The 26,904-nt window shown below is 63.3% G+C and carries 20 protein-coding genes and 1 tRNA gene; 5 read left to right on the forward strand and 16 right to left on the reverse strand.

What is annotated here, in order from left to right; genetic code table 11:
- Nucleotides 1–81 precede the first annotated feature (81 nt).
- The 8 genes from BJA_RS13100 to BJA_RS13135 form a co-directional block, all read right to left on the reverse strand.
- Entirely contained in the window at nucleotides 82–1,329 is a 1,248-nt protein-coding gene (locus BJA_RS13100) for a class I SAM-dependent RNA methyltransferase (RefSeq protein WP_011085434.1), read from the reverse strand.
- Nucleotides 1,322–2,056, reverse strand: coding sequence for a TlyA family RNA methyltransferase (locus BJA_RS13105; protein WP_038965884.1), 735 nt, complete (start codon nucleotides 2,054–2,056; stop codon nucleotides 1,322–1,324). Before BJA_RS13105 ends, BJA_RS13100 begins: the two co-directional genes overlap by 8 nt.
- Before the next feature lie 63 nt (nucleotides 2,057–2,119).
- Nucleotides 2,120–2,674 (reverse strand): nucleoside 2-deoxyribosyltransferase, encoded by a 555-nt coding sequence (locus BJA_RS13110; RefSeq protein WP_011085436.1) that lies wholly within the window; start codon nucleotides 2,672–2,674, stop codon nucleotides 2,120–2,122.
- Nucleotides 2,675–2,860: 186 nt separating this feature from the next.
- Nucleotides 2,861–4,789: a 1-deoxy-D-xylulose-5-phosphate synthase gene (dxs, locus tag BJA_RS13115; RefSeq protein WP_028175335.1), complete on the reverse strand. Its 1,929-nt coding sequence runs from the start codon at nucleotides 4,787–4,789 to the stop codon at nucleotides 2,861–2,863.
- Between the two features lie 585 nt (nucleotides 4,790–5,374).
- Nucleotides 5,375–5,626: an exodeoxyribonuclease VII small subunit gene (locus BJA_RS13120; RefSeq protein WP_008132970.1), complete on the reverse strand. Its 252-nt coding sequence runs from the start codon at nucleotides 5,624–5,626 to the stop codon at nucleotides 5,375–5,377.
- Between the two features lie 74 nt (nucleotides 5,627–5,700).
- Nucleotides 5,701–6,630 (reverse strand): histone deacetylase family protein, encoded by a 930-nt coding sequence (locus BJA_RS13125; protein WP_011085438.1) that lies wholly within the window; start codon nucleotides 6,628–6,630, stop codon nucleotides 5,701–5,703.
- A 134-nt stretch (nucleotides 6,631–6,764) separates the two neighbouring features.
- The gene (locus tag BJA_RS13130; protein ID WP_011085439.1) at nucleotides 6,765–8,423 is read right to left on the reverse strand and encodes a bifunctional metallophosphatase/5'-nucleotidase; all 1,659 of its coding nucleotides are present in this window, start codon (nucleotides 8,421–8,423) and stop codon (nucleotides 6,765–6,767) included.
- Nucleotides 8,424–8,515: 92 nt separating this feature from the next.
- A complete protein-coding gene (locus BJA_RS13135; RefSeq protein WP_011085440.1) occupies nucleotides 8,516–9,274 on the reverse strand; it encodes an enoyl-CoA hydratase-related protein in 759 nt (252 codons plus the stop codon).
- Nucleotides 9,275–9,403: 129 nt separating this feature from the next.
- On the opposite strand from BJA_RS13135, the gene BJA_RS13140 reads away from it, so the two are divergent.
- Together BJA_RS13140 and BJA_RS13145 are read left to right on the forward strand one after the other, a co-directional pair.
- Nucleotides 9,404–9,580 (forward strand): hypothetical protein, encoded by a 177-nt coding sequence (locus BJA_RS13140; RefSeq protein WP_157839390.1) that lies wholly within the window; start codon nucleotides 9,404–9,406, stop codon nucleotides 9,578–9,580.
- Entirely contained in the window at nucleotides 9,580–10,818 is a 1,239-nt protein-coding gene (locus BJA_RS13145) for an MFS transporter (RefSeq protein ID WP_011085441.1), read from the forward strand. Before BJA_RS13140 ends, BJA_RS13145 begins: the two co-directional genes overlap by 1 nt.
- Nucleotides 10,819–10,998: 180 nt before the next feature.
- On the opposite strand, the gene BJA_RS13150 is transcribed toward BJA_RS13145, so the two are convergent.
- Nucleotides 10,999–12,777 (reverse strand): acyl-CoA dehydrogenase, encoded by a 1,779-nt coding sequence (locus tag BJA_RS13150; protein ID WP_011085442.1) that lies wholly within the window; start codon nucleotides 12,775–12,777, stop codon nucleotides 10,999–11,001.
- 264 nt (nucleotides 12,778–13,041) lie between these two features.
- Here BJA_RS13150 and BJA_RS13155 point away from each other — a divergent pair.
- Nucleotides 13,042–13,116, forward strand: a tRNA-Gln gene (locus tag BJA_RS13155).
- 258 nt (nucleotides 13,117–13,374) lie between these two features.
- Nucleotides 13,375–14,268 carry a hypothetical protein gene (locus BJA_RS13160; protein WP_011085443.1) on the forward strand — a complete coding sequence of 298 codons (894 nt, stop codon included), beginning with the start codon at nucleotides 13,375–13,377 and terminating at the stop codon, nucleotides 14,266–14,268.
- Nucleotides 14,269–14,294: 26 nt separating this feature from the next.
- On the opposite strand, the gene BJA_RS13165 is transcribed toward BJA_RS13160, so the two are convergent.
- Entirely contained in the window at nucleotides 14,295–14,456 is a 162-nt protein-coding gene (locus BJA_RS13165; RefSeq protein ID WP_162494068.1) for a hypothetical protein, read from the reverse strand.
- 128 nt (nucleotides 14,457–14,584) lie between these two features.
- Here BJA_RS13165 and BJA_RS13170 point away from each other — a divergent pair, with 128 nt between their 5' ends.
- Entirely contained in the window at nucleotides 14,585–15,994 is a 1,410-nt protein-coding gene (locus tag BJA_RS13170) for a DUF1254 domain-containing protein (RefSeq protein WP_038965879.1), read from the forward strand.
- A 128-nt stretch (nucleotides 15,995–16,122) separates the two neighbouring features.
- Here BJA_RS13170 and BJA_RS13175 read toward each other — a convergent pair whose 3' ends face one another.
- The 6 genes from BJA_RS13175 to BJA_RS13200 all read right to left on the reverse strand — a co-directional run bounded on the left by BJA_RS13175 (nucleotide 16,123) and on the right by BJA_RS13200 (nucleotide 26,523).
- The gene (locus tag BJA_RS13175) at nucleotides 16,123–18,534 is read right to left on the reverse strand and encodes a tetratricopeptide repeat protein (protein WP_011085445.1); all 2,412 of its coding nucleotides are present in this window, start codon (nucleotides 18,532–18,534) and stop codon (nucleotides 16,123–16,125) included.
- Nucleotides 18,535–18,568: 34 nt separating this feature from the next.
- Complete coding sequence (locus tag BJA_RS13180) at nucleotides 18,569–19,021, reverse strand: DUF2721 domain-containing protein (protein WP_049832581.1); 453 nt, start codon at nucleotides 19,019–19,021, stop codon at nucleotides 18,569–18,571.
- A 259-nt stretch (nucleotides 19,022–19,280) separates the two neighbouring features.
- On the reverse strand, nucleotides 19,281–21,959 hold the full coding sequence (locus BJA_RS13185) for an arylsulfatase (protein WP_038965877.1): 2,679 nt from the start codon (nucleotides 21,957–21,959) through the stop codon (nucleotides 19,281–19,283).
- Between the two features lie 115 nt (nucleotides 21,960–22,074).
- Nucleotides 22,075–22,488: a hypothetical protein gene (locus BJA_RS13190; RefSeq protein ID WP_011085448.1), complete on the reverse strand. Its 414-nt coding sequence runs from the start codon at nucleotides 22,486–22,488 to the stop codon at nucleotides 22,075–22,077.
- Between the two features lie 24 nt (nucleotides 22,489–22,512).
- Nucleotides 22,513–24,018, reverse strand: coding sequence for a DUF1254 domain-containing protein (locus tag BJA_RS13195; protein WP_011085449.1), 1,506 nt, complete (start codon nucleotides 24,016–24,018; stop codon nucleotides 22,513–22,515).
- Nucleotides 24,019–24,063: 45 nt separating this feature from the next.
- Nucleotides 24,064–26,523, reverse strand: coding sequence for an arylsulfatase (locus BJA_RS13200; protein ID WP_011085450.1), 2,460 nt, complete (start codon nucleotides 26,521–26,523; stop codon nucleotides 24,064–24,066).
- Nucleotides 26,524–26,904 lie beyond the last annotated feature (381 nt).

The following is a 26,904-nucleotide window of genomic DNA, read 5'->3' on the forward strand; positions in this document are numbered from 1 at the left end:
GTTGACCGGTATCAAGGTTCGGATCGGCCGCGGATCAATCTGGTGAGGCGCCCGCGGCGGGCCGTCCCACGAGGCTTGCAGCTACCGCGCAAACCGCGCCACCAGCTCGACATGCGGCGTGTGGCGGAATTGGTCGACCGGCACGACGCCGTCGATCCTGTAGCCGCCGTCGATCAGCAGCCGTGCGTCGCGGGCGAAGGTTGCGACGTTGCAGGACACCGCGACGATGACGGGCACCGTGCTCGCGGCGAGCTTCAGTGCCTGCGCCTGTGCGCCCTGGCGCGGGGGATCGAACACGACGGCGTCGAAGTCGCGCAGCTCCTGCGGCACCAGGGGGCGGCGGAACAGGTCGCGCGGCTCGCACCTGATCGGCTTCAGGCCGGGTGTGCGCGCGGCCTTTGCCAGCGCGGCAACTGCGCCGGCATCGCTATCGTAAGCGGTGACGCGCGCCTTCTCGGCGAGCCGCAGTGCGAAGGGCCCGACACCGCAGAATAGGTCGAGAACCTCCTTGGCCTTGCCGACGCGTTCGGCCACGAGAGACGCCAGCGTCTCTTCGCCCGCGACGGTTGCCTGCAAGAACGAGCCCGGCGGCAGCGTCACTTCAGTGCGGCCCATCTTCACCGTCGGCGGCAGGCGCTGCAGCACCAGCTCGCCATGCCGCGTCAGCCGCGCGAGGCGATGCTGCTCGGCGACGCGCGACAGCGCCGTGACCAGCGGCGTCGGCAGCGGGCCGGAGCCGCGCACATCGACATCGAGGCCGTTGGTGGTGGCGGTGACCTGGATGTCGAGCGGCTTCGTCACCGGCATTTTGGACGTGAGCGGCTCGGCCAGCGCCCAGGCGGCATCGAGCGCGCCGTCGAGTGCGGGATCGAGGATCGGGCAGCGATGAATCGGGATGACGTCGTGCGAGCTCGCTGCCGAGAAGCCGACCTTGAGGATGTCATGCGTGCCGAACCGGCCGTGCAGCGTGACGCGCCTGCGCCCCACGCCATGGGCATCGACCAGCGGCGCGACCTCGCAATCGATGCCGGCCTGCGCCAGCGTCTCGACCACGATGCTGCGCTTCCAGGCATGATACGGCTCGGCCGCCCAGTGCTGGATCGCGCAGCCGCCGCAGATGCCGAAATGCGGGCAGAACGGCGCGACGCGCTCGGGGCTTGCGACGTCGACCGCCAGCAGCTTGCGGCGGTCGGGATGGTTGCCCGCGACGTGGTCGACCTCGACGGTCTCGCCGCCGAGCGCATACGGCACATAGATCGCTTCGCCGGCGCCGAGCGCGACGCCGTCGCCGCGATGGCCGACGTGATCGATCCTCAGGCGCTCAACCACGGCGCGCGCCCAGGAAGAATTCGATGTTGCCGTCGCCGCCGGTGATCGGCGAGGGGAACACCGCGATGTCGGTGCAGCCGAGCGAGGCGGCAAAGGCCGCGATGTCGTCGCAGATCTGCTGATGCACGGCGGCGTCGCGGATGATGCCCTTCTTGTTGTGCTTCCGCTCGGCCTCGAATTGCGGCTTGATCAGCGCCAGCAGGCTCATCGGCGCGGCCGCCAGCGACAGCGCCACGGGCAGCACGGCCTTCAGCGAGATGAAGCTGACGTCGATCACGACGACATCGGGCCGCGCCGGCAGGCGTCTGCCTTCATAGGCGCGGATGTCGGTCTCCTCCATCGACACGATTTTCGGATGATCGCGCAGCGAGGGATGCAACTGGCTGGTGCCGACATCGATGGCGAACACCAGGCTTGCGCCATTGGCCAGCAGCACCTCGGTGAAACCGCCGGTGGAGGCACCGACGTCGAGGCAGACATGGTCCTCGATCTCGATCGGGTAGCGTTCCAGCGCGCCGGCGAGCTTGACGCCGCCGCGCGACACGTAGGGGTGCGCGGGCTCGGCCTGGATCACCGCATCCTCGGCGATGGTCTCCGACGGCTTCGTCACCTGCTTGTCGTCGGCAGTGACGAGGCCGGCCTCGATGGCCGCGCGCGCCCGTGCCCGGCTCTCGAACAGGCCGCGCTCGACCAGCAGAATATCCGCGCGTTTGCGGGAAGGGGACATCACGCTCTCATGAGACGATTCTTGGAACGATTCTTGGACCGATTCTTGGGACGATTGATGCGCTTATGGTGCAATCAATCGCGCGGCCGCCATCCGGACGCAAGCCTCGAACGCGGCGAGATCGTGCCAGACGTCGATCGGCATCGTGGCCGGCGTCACCAGCGGGCAGCCGTGCAGTTCCAGCGCATAGATCATCATGAGGTTGTCGACGAGGCCAAAATCCTCGACCGTCAGGCCCTGCGCATCGACCAGCCGCCCGTCCTCTGACGTGACGTCCACGAAACGGCCGACGCGGTCGGCATAGGTGGCGCCATCGTTGGAATAGGCGAGACACAATTTACGGCGCCCGGCCATGTAGCCAAGCTCGTAGACGGTCCCGGGATCGGCGCCGGCACCGCGGAACGGCGTCAGGTTGGCGATGATGGCGTCGGCCGCATCCATCATCGCCTCGTTGCCGCAAAAGATCTGCCGCGAGGCGTCGGGGGCGGTGAGGTCGATCTCGTTGTCGAGAGGATAAAGGCCGGTGAGCCCGAAGCGCTCGCAGATCTCGGCCTTGCGCCGGCCGATCTCGACCGCATCCGGCAGGAACACGTCGGGGCCTGCCAGATAGATTTTCATGGGGGACTGCTCAGAAGAAATCAGGCGAGCTGCAAACCGCGGCGAAAACTGCGCTCCCTCCCCCGCCTGCGGGGGAGGGTTGGGGAGAGGGTGTCTCGACAATCGAGAGCCCCCTGGAGGAATAAGCCCTCACCCGGATCGCTTTCGCGATCCGACCTCTCCCGTAAGCGGGAGAGGTGAAACCAATCAAGCCAGCTTGACCGTCTCGGTCTTCACGTCCTTGCCGAGCGCCTCGAACACCTTGGCGACGATGCCCTTGGCGTCGAGACCGGCACGGGCGTACATCGCGGCCGGCGTGTCGTGGTCCTGGAACACGTCGGGCAGCACCATCGTGCGGAACTTGACCATGCCGCTGTCGAGCGCACCCTGGTCTGTCAGGAACTGCGCGACGTGCGAGCCGAAGCCGCCGACCGAGCCTTCCTCGATCGTGATCAGGATCTCGTGGTCGCGGGCGAGCTTGAGCACCAGCTCGGTGTCCAGCGGCTTCATGAAGCGCGCGTCCGCAATGGTGGTCGAAAGGCCGTGCGCGGCGAGCTCGTCGGCTGCCTTCTCGCATTCGGCGAGGCGGGTGCCGAACGAGAGCAGGGCGATCTTGCTGCCCTGGCGGATCATGCGGCCCTTGCCGATCTCGAGCGGAATGCCGACCTCGGGCATCTCGATGCCGCGGCCTTCGCCGCGCGGATAGCGCAGCGAGCTCGGACGGTCGTCGATCGCGACCTGGGTTGCCACCATGTGCACGAGCTCGGCCTCGTCGGCCGCCGCCATGATCACCATGTTCGGCAGGCAGCCGAGATAGGCGTTGTCGAACGAGCCGGCATGCGTCGCGCCGTCGGCGCCGACGAGGCCGGCGCGGTCGATGGCGAAGCGGACGGGCAGGTTCTGGATCGCGACGTCATGGACGATCTGGTCGTAGCCGCGTTGCAGGAAGGTCGAGTAGATCGCGCAGAACGGCTTGTAGCCTTCGCTCGCAAGACCGGCGGCAAAGGTCACCGCGTGCTGCTCGGCGATGCCGACGTCGAAGGTGCGGTCCGGGAACGCCTTGTTGAAGATGTCGACGCCGGTGCCGGACGGCATCGCCGCGGTGATGGCGACGATCTTCTCGTCCTTCTGCGCTTCCTTGACGAGGCTCTGGCCGAACACGTTCTGGTAGGCGGGCGCGTTCGGCTTGGCCTTGGCTTGCGTGCCGGTCGCGACGTCGAACTTGACGACGGCATGGTACTTGTCGGCGGAAGCTTCCGCCGGGCCGTAACCCTTGCCCTTCTGCGTCACCACGTGGACCAGGATCGGGCCTTCCTCCATGTCGCGGACGTTCTTCAGCACGGGCAGGAGGTGGTCGAGGTTATGGCCGTCGATCGGGCCGACGTAATAGAAGCCGAGCTCCTCGAACAGCGTGCCGCCGTCCATCATGAAGCCGCGCGAATATTCCTCGACGCGGTTGGCGCGGTTGGCGATGATCTTGGGCAGGCGCTTGTTGATCTGCTTGGCCGCCTCGCGCAGCGTGCGATAGGTCTTGCCGGAATACAGGCGCGACAGATAGGCGCTCATGGCGCCGACCGGCGGCGCGATCGACATGTCGTTGTCGTTGAGGATGACGATCAGGCGCGAGTTCATCGCCCCGGCATTGTTCATGGCCTCATAGGCCATGCCCGCCGACATCGCCCCGTCACCGATGACGGCGATAACGTTGTTCTTGCCGCCGGAGAGGTCGCGTGCCACGGCCATGCCGAGGCCGGCGGAGATCGAGGTCGAGGAATGTGCCGCGCCGAACGGATCGTAGTCGCTCTCGCTGCGCTTGGTGAAGCCGGACAGGCCGCCGCCGGTGCGCAGGGTGCGGATGCGGTCGCGCCGCCCGGTGAGGATCTTGTGCGGATAGGCCTGGTGGCCGACGTCCCAGATCAGCCGGTCGCGCGGCGTGTCGAAGACGTAATGGATCGCGGTGGTGAGCTCGACCACGCCGAGACCCGCGCCGAAGTGACCGCCGGTTACCGAGACGGCATCGATGGTCTCCTGCCGCAGCTCGTCGGCGACCTGGCGAACCTGCTCGATCTTGAGCTTGCGCAGGTCGTCCGGCGTCCGGATGGTGTCGAGAAGCGGCGTCTTACTGTATGCGTTCACGGCGATTTCCAATTTGTCAGCGCCGGAAGGTCGTTCCGGTGCGCGATGGGTTTGCACAATATCGGCGCAGCGCGAGTCCTTAAACCGTCGGAGCCACCTGCATGGGGCAAGGCCCCGTCTTCAAGCTTAGGTGAGCTTAAGTGCGCTCCGGTTCAGTCTCTGTGATCCCTGTCACTTAGATCGGCTTCGTCCGTCCCAGCCAATTTCATTAGCAATTTGAAGCACTTGTCGTCGGTAATCGATGCCTACGCAAGGCTAACAAAAAGCCACACTCCGCGCAGCTTTACACCAAAGCTTGGGCCAAAGCCAACCCGCTGGGGCGATTACGGGCATGCGCCTGCAACCCCCGGGCCAGAGTGGTTAACTGCGGCGCCCGCGGCGGGGTTCCTGCCTTGCCCGGTTCCCCGGCAGGATTTTCGGCGAGAGGAGGGCTATTTTCCGCTCGATTCGCGGGGCCGAATGGCCCCGGCGGGGGAATTCTTCGATCTCGGTGCCCGACCGCCCGCCCCATGAGCACACACAGCTGCGTGCGATCATGAAAAAATTGCAGGCGTCCGATGCCGAAAGAGGCTTGGTCGGGGTCCCTTACTGGACGTCGAGCGGTGCGGTGCCGGTGGCCTGGCCGCTCGCATCCGTGGTGATCTTGTCGACGCGGGCTTCGGCCTGGCGCAGCAGTTCCTCGCAACGGCGCTTCAGCGCTTCGCCGCGCTCGTAGATCGTCACGGATTCCTCGAGCGGCACCTTGCCGTCCTCGAGCCGCTTCACGATCGTCTCGAGTTCCTCGATCGCGCGCTCGAAGGTGAGCCTGGAGACGTCGACTTGGGTATTTTCGGCCATATCCGTTTCCGATTGCCCGATTCGCTTGCCTCGCAGTGAAGGCGGGTTTTGCGGGCTTAATGTGGCGGGCGTCGTCAGGCGCCCATCAGGGCGCCGACATGCGCCGTAACAGATTCTTTCAGTCCTTGCAGGTCATAGCCGCCCTCGAGCACCGAAACAACGCGGCCTCCGGCGGTCCTGTCGGCAAGGTCCATCAGCTTGCGCGTCACCCAGGCATAATCCTCCGCGCGCAGATTCAGCGAGGCCAGCGGATCGCGATAATGTGCATCGAAGCCCGCAGAGATGATGAGGAGCTCGGGGCTGAATTTTTCGAGCTGCGGCAGAATCAGGTTCTCGAAAGCGCTGCGGAATTCCGGGCCACCGTCCTCGGACGCCAGCGGCGCGTTGACGATGGTGTCGTGGTCGCCGCGTTCGCCCTTCGCGCCGGTGCCCGGAAACAGCGGCATCTGGTGCGTCGAGCAGTACATCACCGTGGGGTCCGACCAGAAGATGTCCTGCGTGCCGTTGCCGTGATGCACGTCGAAATCGACGATGGCCGCGCGCGTGATGCCGTATTTGCGCTGCGCGTGACGCGCGGCGATCGCAACATTGTCGAAGAAGCAGAAGCCCATCGGCTTGCCGATCTCGGCGTGATGGCCGGGCGGGCGCACCGCGACGAAGGCGTTGCGGTGCTCGCCCGCCATCACCGCTTCGGTCGCCGCGACCGCGCCGCCGACGCCGCGCATCACCGCTTCCCAGGTGCCCGGCGACATCGAGGTGTCGCCGTCGATATAGACGAGCCCGCTGGACGGCGCGATGTGGCGCAGCTCGGTGACGTAGTGCTCGTTGTGGCAGAGCGTGACGAGATCGAGATCGCCCTCCGGCGCCTGGTCGCGGACCAGGAACTGGAAGCGCTCGTGCGACAGCGCTTCCTCCACTGCGCGCAAGCGGTCCGGCCTTTCGGGATGTCCCGGCGGCGTGACGTGGTCGAGGCAGGCCTTGTGGGAGAGGAGAAGCGTGCTCATCAGGTCGGGCTCACTGGGAACGGGCTCTTGACGTCGCTTGGCGCATCCGGCGCCAAAACGCAATGCAAAACGCAATCTATGCGCTCCACCGGGAATGGCAAACGGTTGTCCCGTTCCGGCCCGTTTGATCCGGATCAATTCACGCGCAGGATGCGGCTCAGCGGCAACGGGCCGATCGGCCCGTGCGCCTGGAAAAACGCGAACAACGCGTCGGCGTCGTACCCGCCATATTGCGGCGCCGTGCCCTGTCTGGCGACCGTGAAGCCGTCGCCGCCGACGGCGAGGTAATCGTTGAGGGTGACGCGGTAGCCGCTTCCGGGCTCGATCGGCCTGCCGTTGAGCGTCATCCTCTCGGCCATCACGCGTTCGCCGAACGGCTTCGACGCATCCCAGGCGTAGCTGAACCCGTTCGACACCTGGAGGATTCGCGGCCGCTTCGGATCGAGCCATTGCTGCTCCAGCATCACCTTGAGCTGGTTGCCTGTCAGCGTCATGGTGACGAGGCGGTTGCGGAACGGCTGGCTCGCGAACAGCTCGCCGAAGGACACCGCTCCGTTCTCCTTCGGAACGATATCGGTGCGGATGCCGCCGGGATTGGTGAGCGCGATGACAGCGCTGCCATTCATGGCCTCCTTGGTCGCGGCGAGCTGCGCGTCCGCGATGACGTCGCCGAGCGGGCTTTCACCGGCTTCGTTCGGAATGCGCGACAGCGTCTGCGTCACCGATCCGGCCGGGCGATTGGCGATCGGCGCGGCGAGCTTGTCATAGGCCTCGATCAGCGCGGTCTGCTCCGCGTCCTTCGCCAGCGAGGCATTGGCGACGATGACGTTCTCGGCCTTGGCGGCGACGATGTCGCGCGTTGCCGGATCGAGCTTGAGATCGATCGCCGTGACCAGCGTGCCGTACTTGTCGCCGCTCGTCACCAGCCGTCCGTCGATATTGCAGACATAGGCGCGATGGGTGTGGCCGCTGACGACGACATCGACGGCGCGATCGAATTTCTTCACGATCTCGACGATCGGCCCCGAAATGCCCGGGCATTCATTGTGGTCGCCGGCAGGCTCGCCACCTTCGTGGATCAGCACGACGATCGCTTCCACCCCGCGCGCCTTCAGTTGCGGCACCAGCGCATTCACCGTTTCGGCCTCGTCGCGGAATTCGAGGCCGGCAATGCCCGAGGGCGACACGATGCCGGCGGTGCCTTTCAAGGTCAGCCCGATGAAGGCGACGGGAATGCCGTCGAACTCACGGATCTCATACGGCGGCAGCACGCTTTGACCGGTCGCCGTCTCCACGGTGGAGGCGGCGAGATAGTGAAATTTGGCGCCCGTGAAGGGATGCGGTCCCTGGCAGCCGTCGACCGGATGGCAGCCGCCGTTCTGCATCCTGAGCAGCTCGGCCTTGCCCTCGTCGAACTCGTGATTGCCGACCGAGGTGATCGCGAGCCCCATCATCGAGAGCGCTTCGACCGAAGGCTCGTCGTGGAACATCGCCGATAGGAACGGGCTCGCGCCGATCAGGTCGCCGGCGGCCACGAAGATCGTGTTCTTGTGCCCGTCGCGCAATTGCTTCACCAGCGTCGCCATGTACTCGGCGCCGCCGGCCGCCACCATGACCTTCTTGGCTCCGTCCTCGGGATCGTTGATGCGGATGCCGCCGGGCGGCGGCCGCAGATTGCCGTGGAAATCGTTGATCGCAAGGATGCGCAGCTCGACCGGCGCGGCGGTCTGGGCAGAGGCGGGCAGGGCGGCGAGCGCAAGGGCGAAAATGGTCAGGCGGAGAAGATGTCGCATGGAATAAGATTAGTCGTTGCGCGCGAAGATTTCACGAAGGTTCTCGTCGCGCCCCGGAATGACGACCGAGGATAATCGACCAGCGCTCGCCGTCACCGCTTTTTCCTGCTCGCAAACGCGTTGAACGCAGCGATAGCATCGTCCGACTTCAAGCGCTCGCCGAACAGATGGGCCTCCTGGTCGATGCGGCGGGTGAGTTGCTCCGGCGGGGCACGCAGCAGCTTGCGCGAGGTCGCGACCGCCTCGGCGGGCAGCCGGCAGATATCGCGCGCCACCTTGCGCGCCTCGACCTCGGTGTGCCCCGGCGAGACCACGGTGTTGACGAAGCCGGCGGCGTGCGCCTCCGCGGCGGTGAAGGTCCGTCCCATCACCAGCATCGCGAAGGCGCGCTGGTAACCCATCGTGTTCGGCATCAAGAGGCTGGCGGCGCCGACCGGCACCAGCCCGAGATGGATATAGGGCGCGGAGAAGGTCGCCGCGTTCGAAGCGAGCACGTAGTCGCAATGGAACAGCATCACGGTGCCCATGCCGATCGAGGCGCCGTCCACGGCCGCGATGATCGGCTTGACGTTGAGGGCGAGCGAATAGAGAAACTTGGCGCCGTCCGAAAGCGTCTCCGGGCGTGCCGTGTCGGCCTTCAGAAAATCGTCGATGTCGTCGCCGGCCGTGAACACGCCGGAGCCGCCGGTGATGATCATGCAGCGGATATCGGGGTTGTTCTGCGCGGTGTCGATCGCGCGGCTCATCTCCCGATACATGTCCTGCGTGATCGCGTTCTTCTTGCCCGGGCGGCGCAGGGTGATCACGCGCGTTCCACGCTCTTCGGCGACGATGATATTGCCATTCGGCATGATGACCCCCTGCGGTCGCCGCGACGGCTTGCCGCCGGCGAGTCTCGCAAGCATCAGCCTACATCATCTTGCAGACGTGCCAATCCGCCCGCTCGGCCTTTTCGACGACGATTCCCTTGATCCCGGCGCATGGCGCCGCCCGTCGCGGCGGTATTCCGTCCAGGGAACCATGATCGGCTGGATCGCACCGGCGCACCGCTCATGGGATCATTGCGCATTGCAACAAATGGCTACAATGTTTCATTTGAAAAACCGGTGGTTGTGGTGCACGATCGTGCCGTTCCATTTGGCCGATTGCTCGATTGATGATTGCCGCGACGAGTGTCGACGAATCCTCGCTGCATTATCGCGGCTGGCGCGTTGTGCTGGCCTGTTTCCTGATGGCCTTCTTTATGTTCGGCTTCGGCCTCTACGGCCAGGGCGTCTATCTCGCCGAGCTTCAGCGCGCCCATGGCTGGCCGGGCACGCTGGTCTCCGCGGCCAGCACCTTCTCGTTTCTGCTGACCTCCGTCCTCGTCATCTTCACCGACGATCTGCTCGCCCGTATCGGGCTGCGTTCGCTGATCCTGTGCGGCCTCTCGGCGCTCGGCGCATCGACCGTTCTGCTGGCGCTGATGCAGACGCCCTGGCAGCTCTATCTTGCCTATGCGCTGATGGCGGTCGGCTGGACCGGCATGGGCACCGTGGTGATCGCGACGGTGCTGAACTCCTGGTTCGATCGGCGCCGCGGCCTCGCGCTCAGCCTCGCCTTCAACGGCGCGACCTGCGGCGGCATCGTCCTCGTTCCGCTGTTGCTGTCGCTGACCGCCAGCATCGGCTTCCGCTCGGCGATGCTGGCGGCCACGACGGTGATGGTGCTGCTGGTGCTGCCGGTGGTCGTCGGCTTCATCGGCTGGCCGGCCGGGCTGCCGCTGGCATCGGGCGAACGCCCCGCCGGTGGCGGCACGCCCGCGCCGGCCCATTCCCGCAAGGCGCTGCTCGCCAACGCGGCGTTCTGGACCATGGTGCTGCCGATCGCGATCGCGCTGCTGGCGCAGATGGGCTTCATCGTCCACCAGGTGACATTCCTCGAACCGCTGATCGGGCGCGCCAGCGCCGGCCTTGCCGTGACCATCATGGCCGCGATGGCGGTGGTCGGGCGCCTGTCGCTCGGCCTGTTCGTCGACCGGCTCGATCCGCGGCTCGCCTGCGCGGCGTCGATGACGAGCCAGGCGGCGGCGCTGTTCGTGCTCCTGCAGAGCACGAGCCCGACGGCGCTGCTGGTGTGCTGCGCCGTCTACGGCTTCTCGATCGGCAACATGATCACGTTCCCACCTTTGATCATCCAGCGCGAGATCGGCTCTGCCGCCTTTGCCGCCGCGATGGGCCTGGGCACGTCGATCAGCGGCGTCGTCAGCGCCTTCGGCCCGGGCATCGTCGGCCTGGTCCGCAGCCTGACCGGCAACTACACGACGGCGTTTGCGATGTGTGTGGCGCTGGATCTCATCGCCGCGAGCATCGTGCTGTGGCGACCGGGGAGGCGGGCGAAGCTCGCAGCTTCATAGCCTGGATGGAGCGAAGCTCCAGGATGACCGACTGTGGGCCAACTGCGTCCCCAACATTCGGTGTCATCGCCCGACTTGATCGGGCGATCCAGTACTCCGAGACGTCCGTAGTTCACCGAGAGGCCGCGGCGTACTGGATTCCCCGCCTTCGCGGGGAATGACAGCGGGGAGGAGGGTAGACTACCCCAGCAACACCGCATCCGCCGCCGCGACCGACTCCGCGCTTTCCGTCACGGTGCGCTCCAGCCCGGCCGCCTGCACCGTGATGTTCTCGGCGAAGAAGCGGGCGAGCGAGACGTAGCGCTGTGCATCGGCAAGGCCGTCGCTCTTCGCGGCGAGCGCCTCGGACGCCAGCATGCAGCCGCCGAGCGTGGCGCCGAACTGCTGCAGATACGGCGTTGCGCCGGCAAGCGCCTCGTTCGGCGCGGACGTGACGCGCTCCAGCAGCCACTTGCTGGTGCGCGTCAGCGCGTCCAGCGCTTCGCGCAGCTTTGCGCCCGTGGTGCCGAAAGCGGGGTCGTTGGAGGCTTCGACCTGCTTGACGACGGCCGAGAGCTCGTCGAGCAGCGCCCACACCGCGGCGCCGCCATTGGCCGCGAGCTTGCGCGTGACGAGGTCGATCGCCTGGATGCCGTTGGTGCCCTCGTAGATCGCCGTGATGCGGGCGTCGCGATAGTACTGCGCGGCGCCGGTCTCCTCGATGAAGCCCATGCCGCCATGCACCTGCACGCCGAGATAGGCGACCTCGTTGCCGATATCGGTGGAATAGCCCTTGGCCATCGGCGTCAGCAGCGCCGCGCGCGCCGCCGCGTCAGCGCGGACCTTTGGATCCCTGGCGCGGGTCGAAACGTCGATTGCGACCGCGGTCGCGTAGCAGATGGTGCGCGCCGCCGCGGTCTGCGCCCGCATCCGCATCAGCATGCGCTTGACGTCGGGGTGGACGAAGATCGCGTCCGAACCGTCGCCCTTCTTGCCGACGGCGCGGCCCTGCTTGCGCTCCTGCGCGTAGGACAACGCCTGCTGATAGGCGCGATCGGCAACGCCGACGCCTTCGAGGCCGACGCCGAGGCGGGCCTGGTTCATCATCGTGAACATGCAGCGCATGCCCTGGTTCTCTTCGCCGATCAGGAAACCAATGGCGCCGCCATGGTCGCCCATGGTCATGGTGCAGGTCGGCGAAGCATGCATGCCGAGCTTGTGCTCGACGCCGCTCGCAAAAATGTCGTTGCGTGCGCCGAGCGAGCCGTCGGCATTGACCATGAACTTGGGAACAAGAAAGAGAGAAATCCCCTTGGTGCCGGCGGGCGCGTCCGGCAGACGCGCCAGCACGAAATGCACGATGTTGTCGGTCATGTCGTGCTCGCCATAGGTGATGAAGATCTTCGTCCCCTTGATGCGATAGGTGCCGTCGGCCTGCTTTTCGGCGCGGGTGCGCAGCGCGCCGACGTCGGAGCCGGCCTGCGGCTCGGTGAGCTGCATGGTGCCGGTCCATTCGCCCGAGACGAGCTTCTCGAGGTAGATCGCCTTCAGCTCGTCGCTGCCATGCGCATCCAGCGCCTCGATCGCCGAGGCCGTCAGCAGCGGGCACAGGCCGAAGGCGACGTTGGAGGCGCTCCAGATCTCGGTGCAGGCGGCGTTGATCGCAACGGGCAGGCCCTGGCCTCCGAACGCTTCAGGCCCGGACACCGCGTTCCAGCCGCCCTCGGTCCAGCGCTTATAGGCATCGGGCCAGCCCGGCGCAGTCGTGACTTTCCCGGCGTCGAGCTTGATGCCGTGCTCGTCGCCGACACGGTTGAGCGGCGCCAGCACGTCGGTGGCGAACTTGCCGGCTTCCTCCAGCACGGCGGCCACGATGTCGGCGTCGAAATCGCCGTAATGGCCGGCTTCCACGGCGGCCTTCAGGCCGGCGCCATGATTGAGCGACAGCAGCATGTCAGAGATTGGCGCGCGGTAGGTCATGGCTCACTCCCGTGGACAGATGTTGGCGCCGTCTTCCCATGAAACGCCGGAGGTCTCAACTGCCCGGACGCCGGCCGCCGGACGGCTCCGGCCCGGAACGGGCCTTCGTCCCGGGCGTATAATAGAGTGTGGCGCGGCCGGTCCCGGAAGCTGTGGTATTTTGCGCCTTCAGGCGGTTGAAATGCCGCGCCGCACCCTATAGACCGGCTGCGACCGAAGGGAATCTGCGGTAGCCAGTTCTTCCGCCGACCCCGGGTCGCCTGTTGGGGCGTAGCCAAGCGGTAAGGCAGCGGATTTTGATTCCGCCATTCGGAGGTTCGATCCCTCCCGCCCCAGCCAGCGCTTCCGACCAGCCTGAAATCGCGCACGAGGCCGGCCTGGCCGGGGAACTGCTGCACGGCTCTGCGACACATTGCTGCTGCACGGGGTGTCGTTCGAGATGGCTTTCCACACCTTTCGCCGGGACGCGGTTATGTCTAAGGGGAAAATCGCGATCCGAAGGTTGCAGACAGAGCGACGCAATTCGTGGCACGATATGTTGCAGCATCTGGCGGGCCTTGCGGGTAAGCAAGGTTTGCGTCGAACTCGGAGCGGTTGATGAGGTTTCGGTCCGTTCTGAAGGCCGCTCTCGGGCTCGCCCTGATCTGTCCGGCGGCAAGCGCGTTGGCCGCTGAGGCCGATGACGACAGCGACGGCGACAAGAAGCCGGCCGTGCCGACGATGTACCTCGATCTCAGAACCTATTACGCGCAAATCCCACAGGGATCCTTGGCGTTTGGCTTTGGTCATCCCTCCTTCTTCAATGCGGTGCCAACGCTCGCCGGATCGAACGGCGCTGCATTGTCGACCGGATTGCCGGCAGCAAAATCACTCAACGTCGATCTTCCGTTTACGATCGATGTCACCGATCGCGTCTCGCTCTACGCCGGCGTGTCCGGCAGTTCCACGCAGTTTGCGGGCAGCGGATGGTCTTCGTTTGACATCACCAGTTGGAATATCGGTTTCCAGGCCGACATCTACCAGCAGAATGGCGGGAATTTCCCGACCGTGACGCTGCAATCCACGATCACCCAATCCGTTCCAAACGGCCCACTGACCGCAACGTCTTTCAACAACATTCTCGAGTTCGATTATGCTCTGGACAAGGACGAGACTCGCGGCTTTCTCGTAGGCATCCAGCACACACGCGTTGATGTGGGCAGCGCAGCGGTGAGAGTTAATCCAAATACGATCGGTTATGTCGGTGGCTATTATCAATGGCCGAATAACTGGAAGTTTACGGGGCGCGTTGGGGTACAGTCGTTCGAAGGCGCCCAGCTTCTGAACCTCGCGCCGATCCAGTCGTTCACCCAGCCCATCGTGCGACTCGATCTGGACCGCATGGACGACAATGACAACCGACTGTTTGGCTTGACCGCCGAGATCATGTGGCTGCCGAAACCGGCGTACCAGCTCACGCTCAGGACGCCACTATACGCGGTGCGCAACTAGCCGAGCGGCAGAGTCTCGCTAGTCGGCTATTGCTTGAGCTGCTTGATGAGATCTTCAATCTCGCGATTGCCTGGCATCAAGCGCGAGAGTTGCTCGGCATAGCCCAAGGCAGAGGCGGAATCACCTTTTTCGCGGCTCAGCGCGAGTGCCGCAGATAGGGTGTCTCGATCATCCGGATGCGCTTGCAAGTTGGTACTTAGAACGGCAAGGGCGCGGACATTGTTCTGGTGCGATCGTTGACCTGCATCAAAATGTCGTGCTCTTCCACAACATATCCTGCCAACCTAGCGGTCGGTCTGTCAGGAAGGTTGCGATTATGAAATCCATAACACGCAGAACTTTTGCCTGCGGAATTGCTCTGCTCCCGTCTTTCCGTTCCGCGCTTGCGCGCGCACAAGCCGCGGTCAGTCCCACCGAAGCCCGCGCAATTGCCAAGGAAGCCTATGTCTACGGCTACCCAATGGTGGATAGCTATCGCATCCAGCATGCCTATTTCGTGGATGCCAAGAACCCCGAATATAAAGCGCCATGGAACGAGCTCCGTAACTTCTCTCGTGTCTTCACCCCGGAAGACAAGGCGGTGCAAACGCCCAACTCGGACACACCCTACTCTTTCCTCGGCATGGACTTGCGGGCCGAACCCATCGTGCTCACCGTTCCGGTGATCGAAGAGGAACGGTATTTCAGCATTCAGCTCATTGACGCCTATACTTTCAACTTCGACTACATCGGGAGTCGTAGCACCGGCAACAATGGCGGTAGCTTCCTCATCGCCGGACCTAATTGGCAAGGCTCAACCCCGAAGGGGGTGACGAAGGTTTTACGCGCCGAGACCGAATTTGCGCTGGCTGCGTACCGCACGCAACTTTTCAACCCTGGCGACATCGACAACGTGAAGAAGGTGCAGGCCGGCTACAAGGTGCAGACGCTTTCGGCTTTCCTTGGCGCGCCGGCGCCGAAGGCCGCCTCCGCGAGCGATTTCATCAAACCGCTTACGTCCGACACCGAAAAGACCTCGCTTGAGTTTTTCAACATCGTCAACTTCCTCCTACAGTTCTGCCCCACGAACCCCTCCGAGAAGGAACTGATGGCGCGGTTCGCCAAGATTGGCGTTGGGGCTGGCAAGAACTTCAACGCAAGCAATCTCACGCCTGAACTGAAAACTGCCATTGAGCAGGGTATGGCTGATGCTTGGCAGGCATTGGCCCAACTGCAAAAGCGAATGGATGCTGGGGAAGTAACCAGCGCCGACACCTTCGGCAGCCGAGCATATTTGAAGAACAACTACCTTTACCGCATGGCGGCTGCCGTGGTGGGCATTTACGGTAACTCCAAGCAAGAAGCGATGTATCCGCTGTATCTCGTAGATGCGGACGGTCAGAAATTCGATGGGGCAAACCGTTACACGGTGCGCTTTGCACCGGGCCAGTTGCCGCCGGTAAATGCCTTCTGGTCACTTACGATGTACGAACTGCCGTCGAGCCTGCTCTCGGCCAATCCAATTAACCGCTACTTGCTCAACTCGCCGATGCTGTCACAGTTCAAGCGCGATGCGGACGGCGGAATTACCTTCTACATCCAAAACGAGGCTCCGGCAGCAGACAGGCAACCCAACTGGCTGCCCGCACCCAAGGGTGGCTTCTTTGTCGTTATGCGTCTCTACTGGCCGAAAGCTGAGGCGCTCGAAGGGAAGTGGAAACAGCCGCCGATGCAGCGAGCAGTTTAGTTTTCGTTCCTGCCGCCGAGGCATTGCAACGTCTGTTATTGGGCCCTTCCGCGACTTCCGGCGACGTCGAAAACGCCCTGGTTATGAGTACACGGCTTAGCCGAGCCGCTGATCCTCATCGCCAGCCTCTATTGCTTGAGCTGCTTGATCAGATCTTCAATCTCGCGATTGCCGGGCATCAAGCGTGAGAGTTGCTCAGCGTAGCCCAAGGCAGATGCGGAATCCCCTTTTTCGCGGCTCAGCGCGAGGGCCGCAGAAACTGATTCACGATCGTTGGGATGCACTTGCAAGCTGGTCCGTAGAACGGCAAGGGCGTCATCGCGGCGGCCAGAGGAGTGTAGCCCCACGGCATAGACGTAAGCATAGCGCGGTTGACCGGGGTCCAGCTCCGCTGCTTGACGCAATTCACCGAGCGCCTCATCGGCGCGCTTTTCCCGCACGAGCACGAGGCCGAGCGCGTGGTGAAGTGAGGCATTTTGCCCGGACTTGGTCAGGGTCTCGCGAAGAATGCGTTCGCCATCGCTGTCGCGCCCAAGCTGCCGGTAGAGATCGGAAAGATTGATGGCGGCAGGCGGGAACGATGGATCAAGCCTGAGGGCCGCCCGATATTCGGCCTCGGCTTCGGCGGCACCGGCCTGTCTTGCAAGGAAGTTGCCGAGCGCAGCCCGGGCGTCCGGGCGATCCGCATTCAATTTCTGCGCCGCCACGAATTCGGCGGCGGCTTGCGTGAACTTGTTGCGATCGGCGGCCGGCTGGCGCGATGGCGGAACGGAGGCAAGAAGCTCGGCGGCGCGGATGCGCACGCCGCGCACCGGATCGGTCAATTGCGCAGATGCGAGCGTCCAGAGCTGGTCGGCCGGAATGCCCTCCAGCGCATCGAGCGCGCCCAATCTCACGAGTGGATCGGGATCGGAGAGAGCGCGACGGATCAGATCGGCGTCGGGAGCGGGCAACTCGGCCAGCGCGCCGGCGCGGACTATCCCGGGAGCGTCATTCGCGACAACGGCCGAAAGGAGAGCCTGCGCGTCGGCCGCTTCGCTCCATGCCGCATGAAATGCCCGCGCATAGGCCTGAAAACCCAGGCGCTGCGGACCGAACCAGGTTTCGACCTGTCGCGCCGCCCATGCGGCCGGCTTGTCGCGGTGGCAGTCGTTGCAGGCATTCGGTGTGCCAAGCTGCACGGAGAGATCGGGGCGGGGGATGCGGAAGCCGTGGTCGTGGCGGCGATCGACAACCATGTAGCGACGTTCCGGCATGTGGCAGGAGGCGCAACCTGGCGGCGGCGATACATTGGCATGCTGCCGGTGGGCGGCAGCTTCATACTTGGCCGGCGCATGGCATTGCGCACAGACGCCATCGCCGGGTGCTTTGAGTGCCGCACTGTGCGGATCATGGCAATCGCTGCAGGTGACGCCCTTGGCGAACATCTTGCTCTGCTTGAACGAGGCGTAGTTGTAGGTCTCCTCGTCGTCGCGCATCTGGCCGTCGGCATGGAAGCTTTGCCGGTCGAGCAGCGACACCCGATGGGTTTCCGACAGGGACTTGCCCGGCCTCCAGTCTTCGGAGAACTGTCCGCGTCGCGCGTGGCAGCGCCCGCAGACCTCGACTTCCTTGCGCAGCGTTGCCGGAGGCGCGCTGCGCTTCGGAGTCATGGTTTCGGCATCGGCTGACCAGGTGATGCCCGAGCGTTCGTCGAATCGGACAAGCAGGCCATTGTCCGGGCCGCGCGCTGCAGGCTTCTGCTGCGCCCATGACACATGTCGCGAGCCTGCGCCGTGACAGGCCTCGCAGCCGACGCTGATCTCGGAGAAGCTGGTCGCGAACCGGTCCCTCGCGGCGTCGTAATTCTTGTGCACGTTCGTCGAGTGGCACTCGGCGCACATGAAATTCCAGTTCTGATTGAGCCTGGTCCAGTGCAGGGGATCGCTGCTGGTGACGGCAGCATCCGGATAGAGATGGAACCAGCGCTGCCCGCCCTGATCTTTGGGGCGCGTGTCCCATGCAATCGACAGAGCCTGGATGCGCCCATCGGGGAATTCGATCAGATATTGCTGCAGGGGATCGACCCCGAAGGCGTATTTCACCTCGAACGTCGCAAGCTTGCCGTCCGGCCCGTCTGTCTCGATCAGAAATTTCCGGTCCTTGCGGAAGAAGCGCGAGCGTGTGCCGGCATATTCGAACGCGGCGTCGTTGAAGTCGCCGCGGACCGACGTGTCGGTCGCGTGATCCATGGCGTGGCGATGTTGCGAGCTTTGCCACAGCCGCGTCTCCGCCTGGTGGCAGCCGCTGCACGCCTGACTGCCGACAAAGCTCAGTTCTGCCTCGCGGGTCGGCGGAGACGAGATTTCGGACGTCTTGAACCAGGAAAGCCCGCTTGCGAGCAGAAAAAACAGCGCACCCGACCCGATTGCCAGCAGCGCGGCAGTTCGCAGGCGGAATGTCGGCGCGGGGCGTTGAGCAGGAGCCGAACGACCTTGTTCAGGCCGGGCCTTCGTGGGGGCCTGCTGACGCCTGCGGCTCTTTCGAGAACCCTTCGTCACGTCCGATCACCCATCGCGTGCTGCGCAGGAAGATTTACATGCGAAGGTCGTTGTCGTGAAGGGCAATTCGGGTTTCGCGAGCGAGGTCGATGAGCGAGGCGCAGAACATCAGGAGCGCGGCCATGAACAGCATCGCAACGCCATATTCGTGGGCCACGTTGAACAGCGCACTGATGAAGGCAACGATGATGATGAGGGCGGTGAGGATCGCAGAGAGGATGGAGCAGAACAGCGACCTGTTCAAGAGCGACGCCCGGTGCCGCAGCCGGGGAATATCCGTCTTGAGGTAAGCCTTTGAGGCATCACCATCGGTGATGCCGTGAAGAAATTGGGCCCGGTCGACCACCCGGTTGATACGGGAAACGAGGACCGAGATGAAGGACGCGACGGCTCCCAGCAGGAAAGCCGGAGCCGCCACGTTGCCGATGATCCGTGCCAGCTGGTCGATCGAAGGCGTTACCGGTATTAACTGAACCACGTTCTCCATCTTCGCTCGATCCTCCAGCTTCCTCAGGTGTCGCGAATGCGCCGGATGGACGAGATCTTGAGCGTGTCGTCCTTCAGCGCAGTCTTGGTCTGGCAGATCCGAACGCTGAGATTGAAGGACAGGTTTGGCGGGCAGGCAGCGCGGCACCTACTGCGGTTGCGATGAAATCGCGGCGACGAAGGGCAATCGCTCCCGGTTCGGGAGCGCCGTCGAGCTTCGACACGTCGGTGCCGCCCTGCCATACGCTGGACAGCAGCCATCACTCCATGCACTTCCGGACGAACTGCACGCGTTCCACAAGCCCAAGGCCTTTCGCCTGCTTGCGGCAGCCTTCCAGTTTGTCGATGCGCAGCTCGACCTTCTGAGCCAAATTGAGTCCGATGTCGCCCGAAACCTGTGGCGCGGTGCCACCGGTCGGGGCCGTCTCGGCATCGGCGGACGGACCGTCTCCGGCGGCCCGCGCCGCAGCCTGCAGGCGCTTGATGTCTTCGGGCGACAGCTTTGGCCGGTCGATGTTCAGCGTGATCTTGTTCAGCTTGCCGGTGAAGGTGAACGGCGTGCTGTAGTCGTTATCGTCGACCGGCGTGCCGGTATCGGAACCGATGTCGAGCGATTCGTCGAACTGCAGGATGAAGGGAAGCGTATGCTCCATCTTTTGGGTTGCGACCTCGGTGCCGTCAACCTTCAGCACCCCGGTGCCGCCCTTGCCGACGCCGCTGTAATCGCCGAACGCCATCGTCGCCGGACCGAGTCCATCATACCTGAAATCGAATTCAAGTATGTGCTTGCCGGGCGTGAGGTCCGGTCCTTCCCAGCGCACGCGCTTGAGATCGACCAAATTCCAGGTGAACACCGGCTTGTTCTTCAACACGTAGAAGCCGTAACCAGCGAACCGGCCGCCTTGGGTGATCAGCATGCCGTCGCTGCCGCCCTGAGGTATCTCGATCTCGGCCTTGAAGTTGTAGGATGTATTGAGGATGCTCGGCGCGTCGCCGTTCGGGGTGCCGGTGATCGGCCTTGTCCAGACGAACTGCGAGCGGCCTGCGCTCAGACTCGGCCGCGGCGCGAGGGCTCTGGCGACCAGCGTCGAATCGAGCGGGAACACCTGATACTTCGTTGCCTCCTTGATGAACAATTCCTGCAGTTCCTTGAGCTTCGCCGGATTCTTGGCGGCGAGATCGTCGGACTGGGTCCAGTCATTGCGCAGGTCGTAAAGCTCCCATTGGAAGTTGGCCGGATCGACGGTCTTCGCGACTGTCACCCAGGGCGGCCGTATCACCGTGGTGCTGGCGATCCAGCCGTCGTCGTAAATGGCTCGATCTGCCATCATCTCGAAATATTGCGTCTTGTGCGTCGTGGGCGCATTCGCGTTGGTCTTGTCGAAGGTGTACATCATGCTGACACCCTCGATCGGGCTCTGCTTGATGCCATCCACCATGTCGGGCTGCTTGATCTTCGCCGCTTCGAGAATGGTCGGAACAATGTCGATGACGTGGTGGAACTGGTTACGAATCCCGCCCTTATCCGTGATCACCTTCGGCCATGAGATCGCCATGCCCTGGCGGGTCCCACCGAAGTGCGACACGATCTGCTTGGTCCAGGAGAATGGCGTATCGAACGCCCAGGCCCAGCCAATCGACATGTGGTTGTAGGTACGGTCAGTGCCCCAGACGTCGTAGAAATACTTTAGCTGGTCCTCGACCGATGGATTGGCGCCATTGAACATCGCCATTTCGTTCGGAGTGCCGTTGGGCTGACCCTCGGCGCTGGTGCCATTGTCGCCCTCGATGTATATGATCAACGTGTTGTCGAGCTTGCCCATGTCCTCGACTGCCTGGATCACGCGACCGATCTCGTTGTCGGCGTAGGCGGCATAGGCGGCGAACACATCGGCCTGGCGGACGAACAGCTTCTTTTCGTCGGCGCTAAGCTGATCCCATTCCTTGATCAGATCCTTCGGCCACGGAGTCAGCTTGGCGTTCTGCGGGATCACGCCGAGCTTCTTCTGGTTGGCGAAGATGGTCTCTCGCAGCTTGTTCCAGCCATCGTCGAACAGATGCATGGCGCTGATCTTGTCGACCCATTCCTTGGTCGGGTGATGCGGCGCGTGGGTCGCGCCCGGCGCAAATTTGATGAGGAACGGCTGATCGGGCGATAGCGCGTTCATCCGGTTCATGTAGTCGATGGCTTCGTCCGCCATCGCTGTCATCAGATTCCAGCCCGGCTTGTCGACAAAGGGATAGATCGGCGTGGTGTTGCGGACCAGCGTGCCCGACTGCCACTGGCTCGTGTCGCCGCCCATGAATCCGTAGAAATACTCAAAGCCCATGCCGGTCGGCCATTGATCGAACGGTCCGGCCTGGCTCGCCTGATATTCCGGTGTGTTATGGTTCTTGCCGAACCACGCGGTGTGGTAGCCGTTGTCGGTGAGGATGCGGCCGATCGTGGCCTTATCTTTGGTGATGATGCTGTCGTATCCGGGAAAGCCTGTGGCTTGCTCTGCGACCACCCCGAAGCCGGCCGAATGATGATTGCGCCCGGTGATCAGCGCGGCGCGGGTTGGCGAGCACAGTGCGGTCGAATGGAAATTGGTATAGCGCAGACCGTTCGCGGCGATGCGGTCGAGCGCCGGAGTCGGGATGACCCCGCCGAACGTGCTCGGTACGCCATACCCGGCATCATCTGTAATGATCAAAAGGACGTTCGGTGCGTTCTTGGGTGGCACGATACGCGCCGGCCAGTACGGCTTCGAATTCGTTGCCCCCTGTTCGATCTTGCCCCCAAACTTCTGCGGCGGCGGTGGAAGCTGGTCGCCGGGAATGGTGATGGTCGCAGCCGGGGAGCCCGGAGGTGGCGTGGTTGGCTGCGCTTGCTGTGCAAACGCCGGGGATATCGCCGATGCCAAAAATAGTACGGAAACAATCGCACGAAAATTCATTGCAAGCCCTCCTGAGAGGCGCTCAAACGCGCGGATGCTGTCATTCTTCAGGATCATGCAGAGAGTGACGTTGATGCAGATCAATCCACGGCATCCTCAAGATCGGTTTCAGCCGCTATATCGAGAAGTCTTCTGCGCTCTCGCGATCTCTCTTGGCTAACCAGGCGTGACCGAGGAAGATCACAAGGATCGCGTGGAGCGCGATCGCCGGCCATAAGAGGATGCCAGTTAACTGGTGGCCGATCGCGAGGTAAAGGAGGTAGATTGCTGCCAGGACGTTGTAGGTCATCAGCGCGCGAACGGATGATGGCAGTGGGCCCACCGCGCCAGAAGGGCAGGTGGCGAGTGTCAGTCCGAGCAGAGCGATAGCCGTCAGCCGGCCGAGCGCGCTGCCGGCATCCGAAAATTCACTGCCGAATACCAGCCGGGCGAACCATGACGGTCGAGCGAACAGGACGAGACCGGTCGCCGCGGCCTCGATGGCCGCGGCGAGAACGGTCCATCTTGCGATCTCCATGCCTTTCAACATACCGATCTCTGCTGACGCCCGAACTCATCCCACGCGTCTGACTGGTGGAATCTTGTAGGTGCCATCGAGCAACGGCTTGCTCGGCTGGTACGCGCGGATGGTCAAGTTGAACGGAAGACTCGGCGGACAGGGCAGCCAGTTTGCTTCCTTGTCGGCGCCAGGTGTCATGGCCTGGATGTAGATATCCAGCGAGCCGTCCGCGTTGTACTTGAGTGGCATTCCGGAAAGAATCCCGTAGCGGTCAATTGAGTTCCGTACGTAAAAATTCTCGCGATAGGGCGAGACGGACCAGACGCCGCTGGCCGAGGGCGGAAAGTCATCCTTGCCGAAATGCAGAACGTACCTGGCGGCACCATCCAGAACATTGCCATCGCCGTCCACGAATGCACTGGGATACACGGCATCATCGGAGGTCAACGCACCAAGTCCGAGCCAGGCGATCAGGGCGCGGGTGTTGTAGTCGGTGCCATATCTCCCGATATTCAGCATGTTGATCCAGCCGTTCACAGACGGCGCTTCGTAAGGTCCCTCCTGAAACTTCAGCCATACCTCGCCCGGTGCGCCATTCAGGCCCTTGATGATGGCGCGATCCAGCTTGCTGGTGTCGAACTCCTTGCCAGGTTCGATGCCGATCTTCTTGAGTTTCTCGAGCATCTTGGTGTCGGCCGGATAGGGCGGGTTGTCCTTCAACAGCGTCGCCAGACGCTTGAAAAACATCTCCCCCGTCATCAATCGCACCTGATCGTACGGAGTTGTGGTGAGGTCCACGGCAGGATCGATCGGAACGTCGCTGGGCGGCATATACGGCTTGCCCCATGCGCTGAGCGGCGTGATTAGAAGCTGATCCTGCAGGGCATGGATTTCCGGAAAGTCCTGCGGGCCCGCGGCCGACATCTGCACGAGCAACCATGCAAAGCGCGTCGGGCATCGGTAGACGTCCTTGATGTCCGACGGCGCGGTGCCGTTCCACTTGGGCCCGGCGACGAGGAACTTGCCTGCGCCCGTGCCGGTGGTGCGGCTGCCGATCGAGCCAAAATCGTCGGTCCACATATTCATCAACTGCAGGACGATGTAACGCCCCTTCGTGTCGGGGTGCGAGGCAACAAGCGGCTCCTTGTCGAGATCAAGAACGGCGAACGACCACACCGAGTTGACGCTGATCCGCACGACATCCTTGAAATCCGGGCTGACGTAGCCCTTCATCCGACCGAATTGGTTGATGGGTGCCTTGTATTCTCCCGACTTTGATGTCGCCGTGATCACGCCATTTGTCACGTCCATCATGACCAGCGGGAAGCCATAGACGTAGCACTCCATACCAAGCAGGTACGCGATCTCCTCTTTCACATCATCTTTCAGGTCCTTAAGGTCTCCCAGCTCTCCCTTCAGAAATTGGCCTAGTTCTTCCGCTCGAGTCTGCGCGGTGCTCGATCCTGGCAGCGTGGCGGCCGCGCCCAGCGCCAGAGCGCCCAGACCCAGATCACGGCGGTGGATCCTGAACGAATTCATCCACTGATTGGCGATGTTCATGGCGATCTCCTGTGCCTTGAGTTCAATCGCGGGTTCAATGCAGTGCTAGTTCTTGCCTGTCGTTTGTGACTTCGGCTCAGGTTCGAGCTTGAAGGTCAGTTTGTTGATCTTGCCGGTGAACTTGAACGGAGTGTCGTAGCGATACTCCACGAGGGCCACTCCCGTGCGGGTGTCTTGGCCGACATCGAAGGTCTCATCCTCGGGGAAAGTGACAGGTATGGTGTGCTCCAGGGAATTCCTGGCTACTTCCTTGCCATCCACCGAGAGCACGCCCGTGCCACCTTTGCCCAGGCCCGGTTCATCGGGCTTGAAGTCGAAGGCGATGGTGTGCTTGCCGGCGCTCAGCTCGGGTCCCTCCCACGTCGTGCGCTTGAGGTCGAGCAGGTTATAGAGGAACACCACCTTGCCTCGGCCGACGCCAAACTCGCCTTTGCTCAGGAACAGGCCGTAGCCTCCGAAGCGGCCGCCATGGGTGACGATCATCCCCTCAGCTCCGCCTTCGGGAATGTCCACTTCAGCGGTGATGCTGTAGCTCTTGTTCAGGATGTCGGGCGCCGCACTGGCGGGTGTGCCGATCAGTTCGCCCGAATACGTGAAGACCGTTCGTCCGGCCGTGAGACTCGGGCGCGGCGTGTTCCAGCGCGCCAGCGTCGAGTTGTCGAGCGGCAGCACGTTGTACTTCTTCGCCTCGGCGTAGAAGAGATCCTTCATCTGCTTGAGCTTGTCGGGCATCTTCGCCGCGAGATCGTTGAACTGCGTGGGATCTTCCTGAACGTTGTAGAGCTCCCAATTGTAGCCGGTGATCACGTCCGGCGGCGTCTTGGTGCTCAGCTCCCAGGGGAGCGTCGCAGGCGTCGTGGCCGCCACCCACCCGTCCTGATAGATGGCGCGATTGCCGAGCATCTCGAAATATTGCGTGGTGTGGCGCGACGCTGTGTTGGCGTTCGCCTTGTCCCACGTGTACGTCATGCCGACGCCTTCGATGGGAATCTGCTTGATCCCGTTGATCGTGTCGGGTTGCGAAATGCCGGTCGCTTCGAGAATGGTCGGCACGATGTCAATCACGTGGTGGAACTGGCGGCGGATGCCGCCGACGTCCGTGATGTGGCCCGGCCAGGACATGACCACGCCCTGGGCCGTCCCGCCGAAGTGTGATGGCACCTGCTTCACCCACTTGAAGGGTGTATCCATCGTCCACGCCCAGCCGGCCGCGAAATGCGGGAAGGTCCGCTCCGATCCCCAGAACGGATACCAGAGCAACTGATCCTTCACCGGCACGGGAACGCCATTGAAGGTGGTGAACTCGTTCGGTGTGCCGTTGAGCATGCCTTCGGCGCTCGCACCGTTGTCGCCGCCGATGTAGATGATCAGGGTGTTGTTTAGCTCTCCCAAGTCCTCGACCGCCTGGATGACCCGTCCGATCTCATGGTCGGCGTAGGCGAGATAGGCGCCGTAGATATCTGCCTGCTTGATGAAGAGCTTCTTTTCGTCCCAGCTCAGCGAGTCCCACTCCGGCAGGTCCTTCGGCCACGGGGTGAGCTTGGCGTTCTCGGGCATGATGCCGAGCCGCTTCTGGTTGGCGAAGATTGTCTCGCGCACCTTGTTCCAGCCCTCGTCGAACAGGTGCATGTCGCTGATCTTCTTGACCCACTCGGGCGTGGGGTGATGCGGCGCATGTGTGGCGCCCGGCACGTAATAGACGAAGAACGGCTTGTCCGGCGCGACCTCCTTGAGCTGCTTCATGTGCTGAATGGCCTCGTCGGCCATCGCAGTTTCCAGATTCCAGCCGGGATTGCCCTGGAAGGGATAGATCGCCGTCGTGTTGCGGAAGAGATTCGGCTGCCACTGGCTCGCATCGCCGCCGACGAAGCCGTAGAAATAATCGAAGCCCATTCCGTTCGGCCATTGGTCGAACGGCCCGGCCTGGCTCGACTGATAGGACGGCGTGTTGTGATCCTTGCCGAACCACGAAGTCGCGTAGCCGTTCGCCTTCAGAATGGTGCCGATCGTGCCTTTCTCGATCGGGATGATCGAGTCGTAACCCGGGAAACCCGTTGCGATTTCGCCGACCACCCCATAGCCGACCGAGTGATGGTTGCGTCCGGTGATCAACGCTGCGCGGGTCGGCGAGCATAGCGACGTCGAATGGAAGTTCGTGTAGCGCAAGCCGGCCTTTGCGATCCGGTCCATGCTGGGCGTCGGGATGATGCCGCCGAAGGTGCTCGGTGCGCCAAAACCCTGGTCATCCGTCATGATCACTAGCACGTTCGGCGCGCCCTTGGGCGGCACGACGCGCGGCGGCCACCATGGCGTCGACTCGGATGCCTTGTCCTTGATGACCCCACCGAACTTCGGATCGGGAGGCGGGAGCTGGTTGCCGGGAATGGTGATGGTCGCGGCCGGGGAGCCCGGAGGCGGCGTGGTCGGTTGCGCTTGCTGCGCAAATGCAGGGGCGGATATCGCCGATGTCAAAAATAGTATGGAAACAATCGCACGAAAATTCATTGCATGCCCTCCTGAGAGGTGCGCAAAACGCGCGGATGTTGTCATCCTTCAGGATCATGCAGAGAGTGACGTTGATGCAGATCAACCCACCGGGGGCGACGCCGAGGGGCAGCGTCGGTCGCCCGGCTATCCTAACCAGCAGGGCACGCTCATCTTTTGTATGGGTTTACCGGTGCCACGCGGGTCAAGCATCTGCAACACGCCAGCACATTGGAGAGCAGAACGCGCTCACACTCGCCATCGTGTACCGGACGGCCGAACGACGGAGCTTGAGCGAAATCAACGGGACGAAATTTCAGGGTCGCACACTTCCAAGGGCAAGCTTTCTTGACCTTCACCCCCGGATCGACAGCGACCCGCTATGCGCGTCCACAAGCTCAA

The sequence above is a fragment of the Bradyrhizobium diazoefficiens USDA 110 genome (genome assembly GCF_000011365.1).
GTDB classification, from domain to species: Bacteria; Pseudomonadota; Alphaproteobacteria; order Rhizobiales; family Xanthobacteraceae; genus Bradyrhizobium; species Bradyrhizobium diazoefficiens.

Coding starts and splice junctions, on each gene's coding strand:
- BJA_RS13105 (WP_038965884.1), bottom strand. CDS start 2,056: ATGTCCCCTTCCCGCAAACGCGCGGATATTCTGCTGGTCGAGCGCGGC.
- BJA_RS13110 (WP_011085436.1), bottom strand. CDS start 2,674: ATGAAAATCTATCTGGCAGGCCCCGACGTGTTCCTGCCGGATGCGGTC.
- BJA_RS13120 (WP_008132970.1), bottom strand. CDS start 5,626: ATGGCCGAAAATACCCAAGTCGACGTCTCCAGGCTCACCTTCGAGCGC.
- BJA_RS13125 (WP_011085438.1), bottom strand. CDS start 6,630: ATGAGCACGCTTCTCCTCTCCCACAAGGCCTGCCTCGACCACGTCACG.
- BJA_RS13130 (WP_011085439.1), bottom strand. CDS start 8,423: ATGCGACATCTTCTCCGCCTGACCATTTTCGCCCTTGCGCTCGCCGCC.
- BJA_RS13135 (WP_011085440.1), bottom strand. CDS start 9,274: ATGCCGAATGGCAATATCATCGTCGCCGAAGAGCGTGGAACGCGCGTG.
- BJA_RS13140 (WP_157839390.1), top strand. CDS start 9,404: ATGGCGCCGCCCGTCGCGGCGGTATTCCGTCCAGGGAACCATGATCGG.
- BJA_RS13145 (WP_011085441.1), top strand. CDS start 9,580: ATGATTGCCGCGACGAGTGTCGACGAATCCTCGCTGCATTATCGCGGC.
- BJA_RS13150 (WP_011085442.1), bottom strand. CDS start 12,777: ATGACCTACCGCGCGCCAATCTCTGACATGCTGCTGTCGCTCAATCAT.
- BJA_RS13160 (WP_011085443.1), top strand. CDS start 13,375: ATGAGGTTTCGGTCCGTTCTGAAGGCCGCTCTCGGGCTCGCCCTGATC.
- BJA_RS13170 (WP_038965879.1), top strand. CDS start 14,585: ATGAAATCCATAACACGCAGAACTTTTGCCTGCGGAATTGCTCTGCTC.
- BJA_RS13180 (WP_049832581.1), bottom strand. CDS start 19,021: ATGGAGAACGTGGTTCAGTTAATACCGGTAACGCCTTCGATCGACCAG.
- BJA_RS13185 (WP_038965877.1), bottom strand. CDS start 21,959: ATGAATTTTCGTGCGATTGTTTCCGTACTATTTTTGGCATCGGCGATA.
- BJA_RS13190 (WP_011085448.1), bottom strand. CDS start 22,488: ATGTTGAAAGGCATGGAGATCGCAAGATGGACCGTTCTCGCCGCGGCC.
- BJA_RS13195 (WP_011085449.1), bottom strand. CDS start 24,018: ATGAACATCGCCAATCAGTGGATGAATTCGTTCAGGATCCACCGCCGT.
- BJA_RS13200 (WP_011085450.1), bottom strand. CDS start 26,523: ATGAATTTTCGTGCGATTGTTTCCATACTATTTTTGACATCGGCGATA.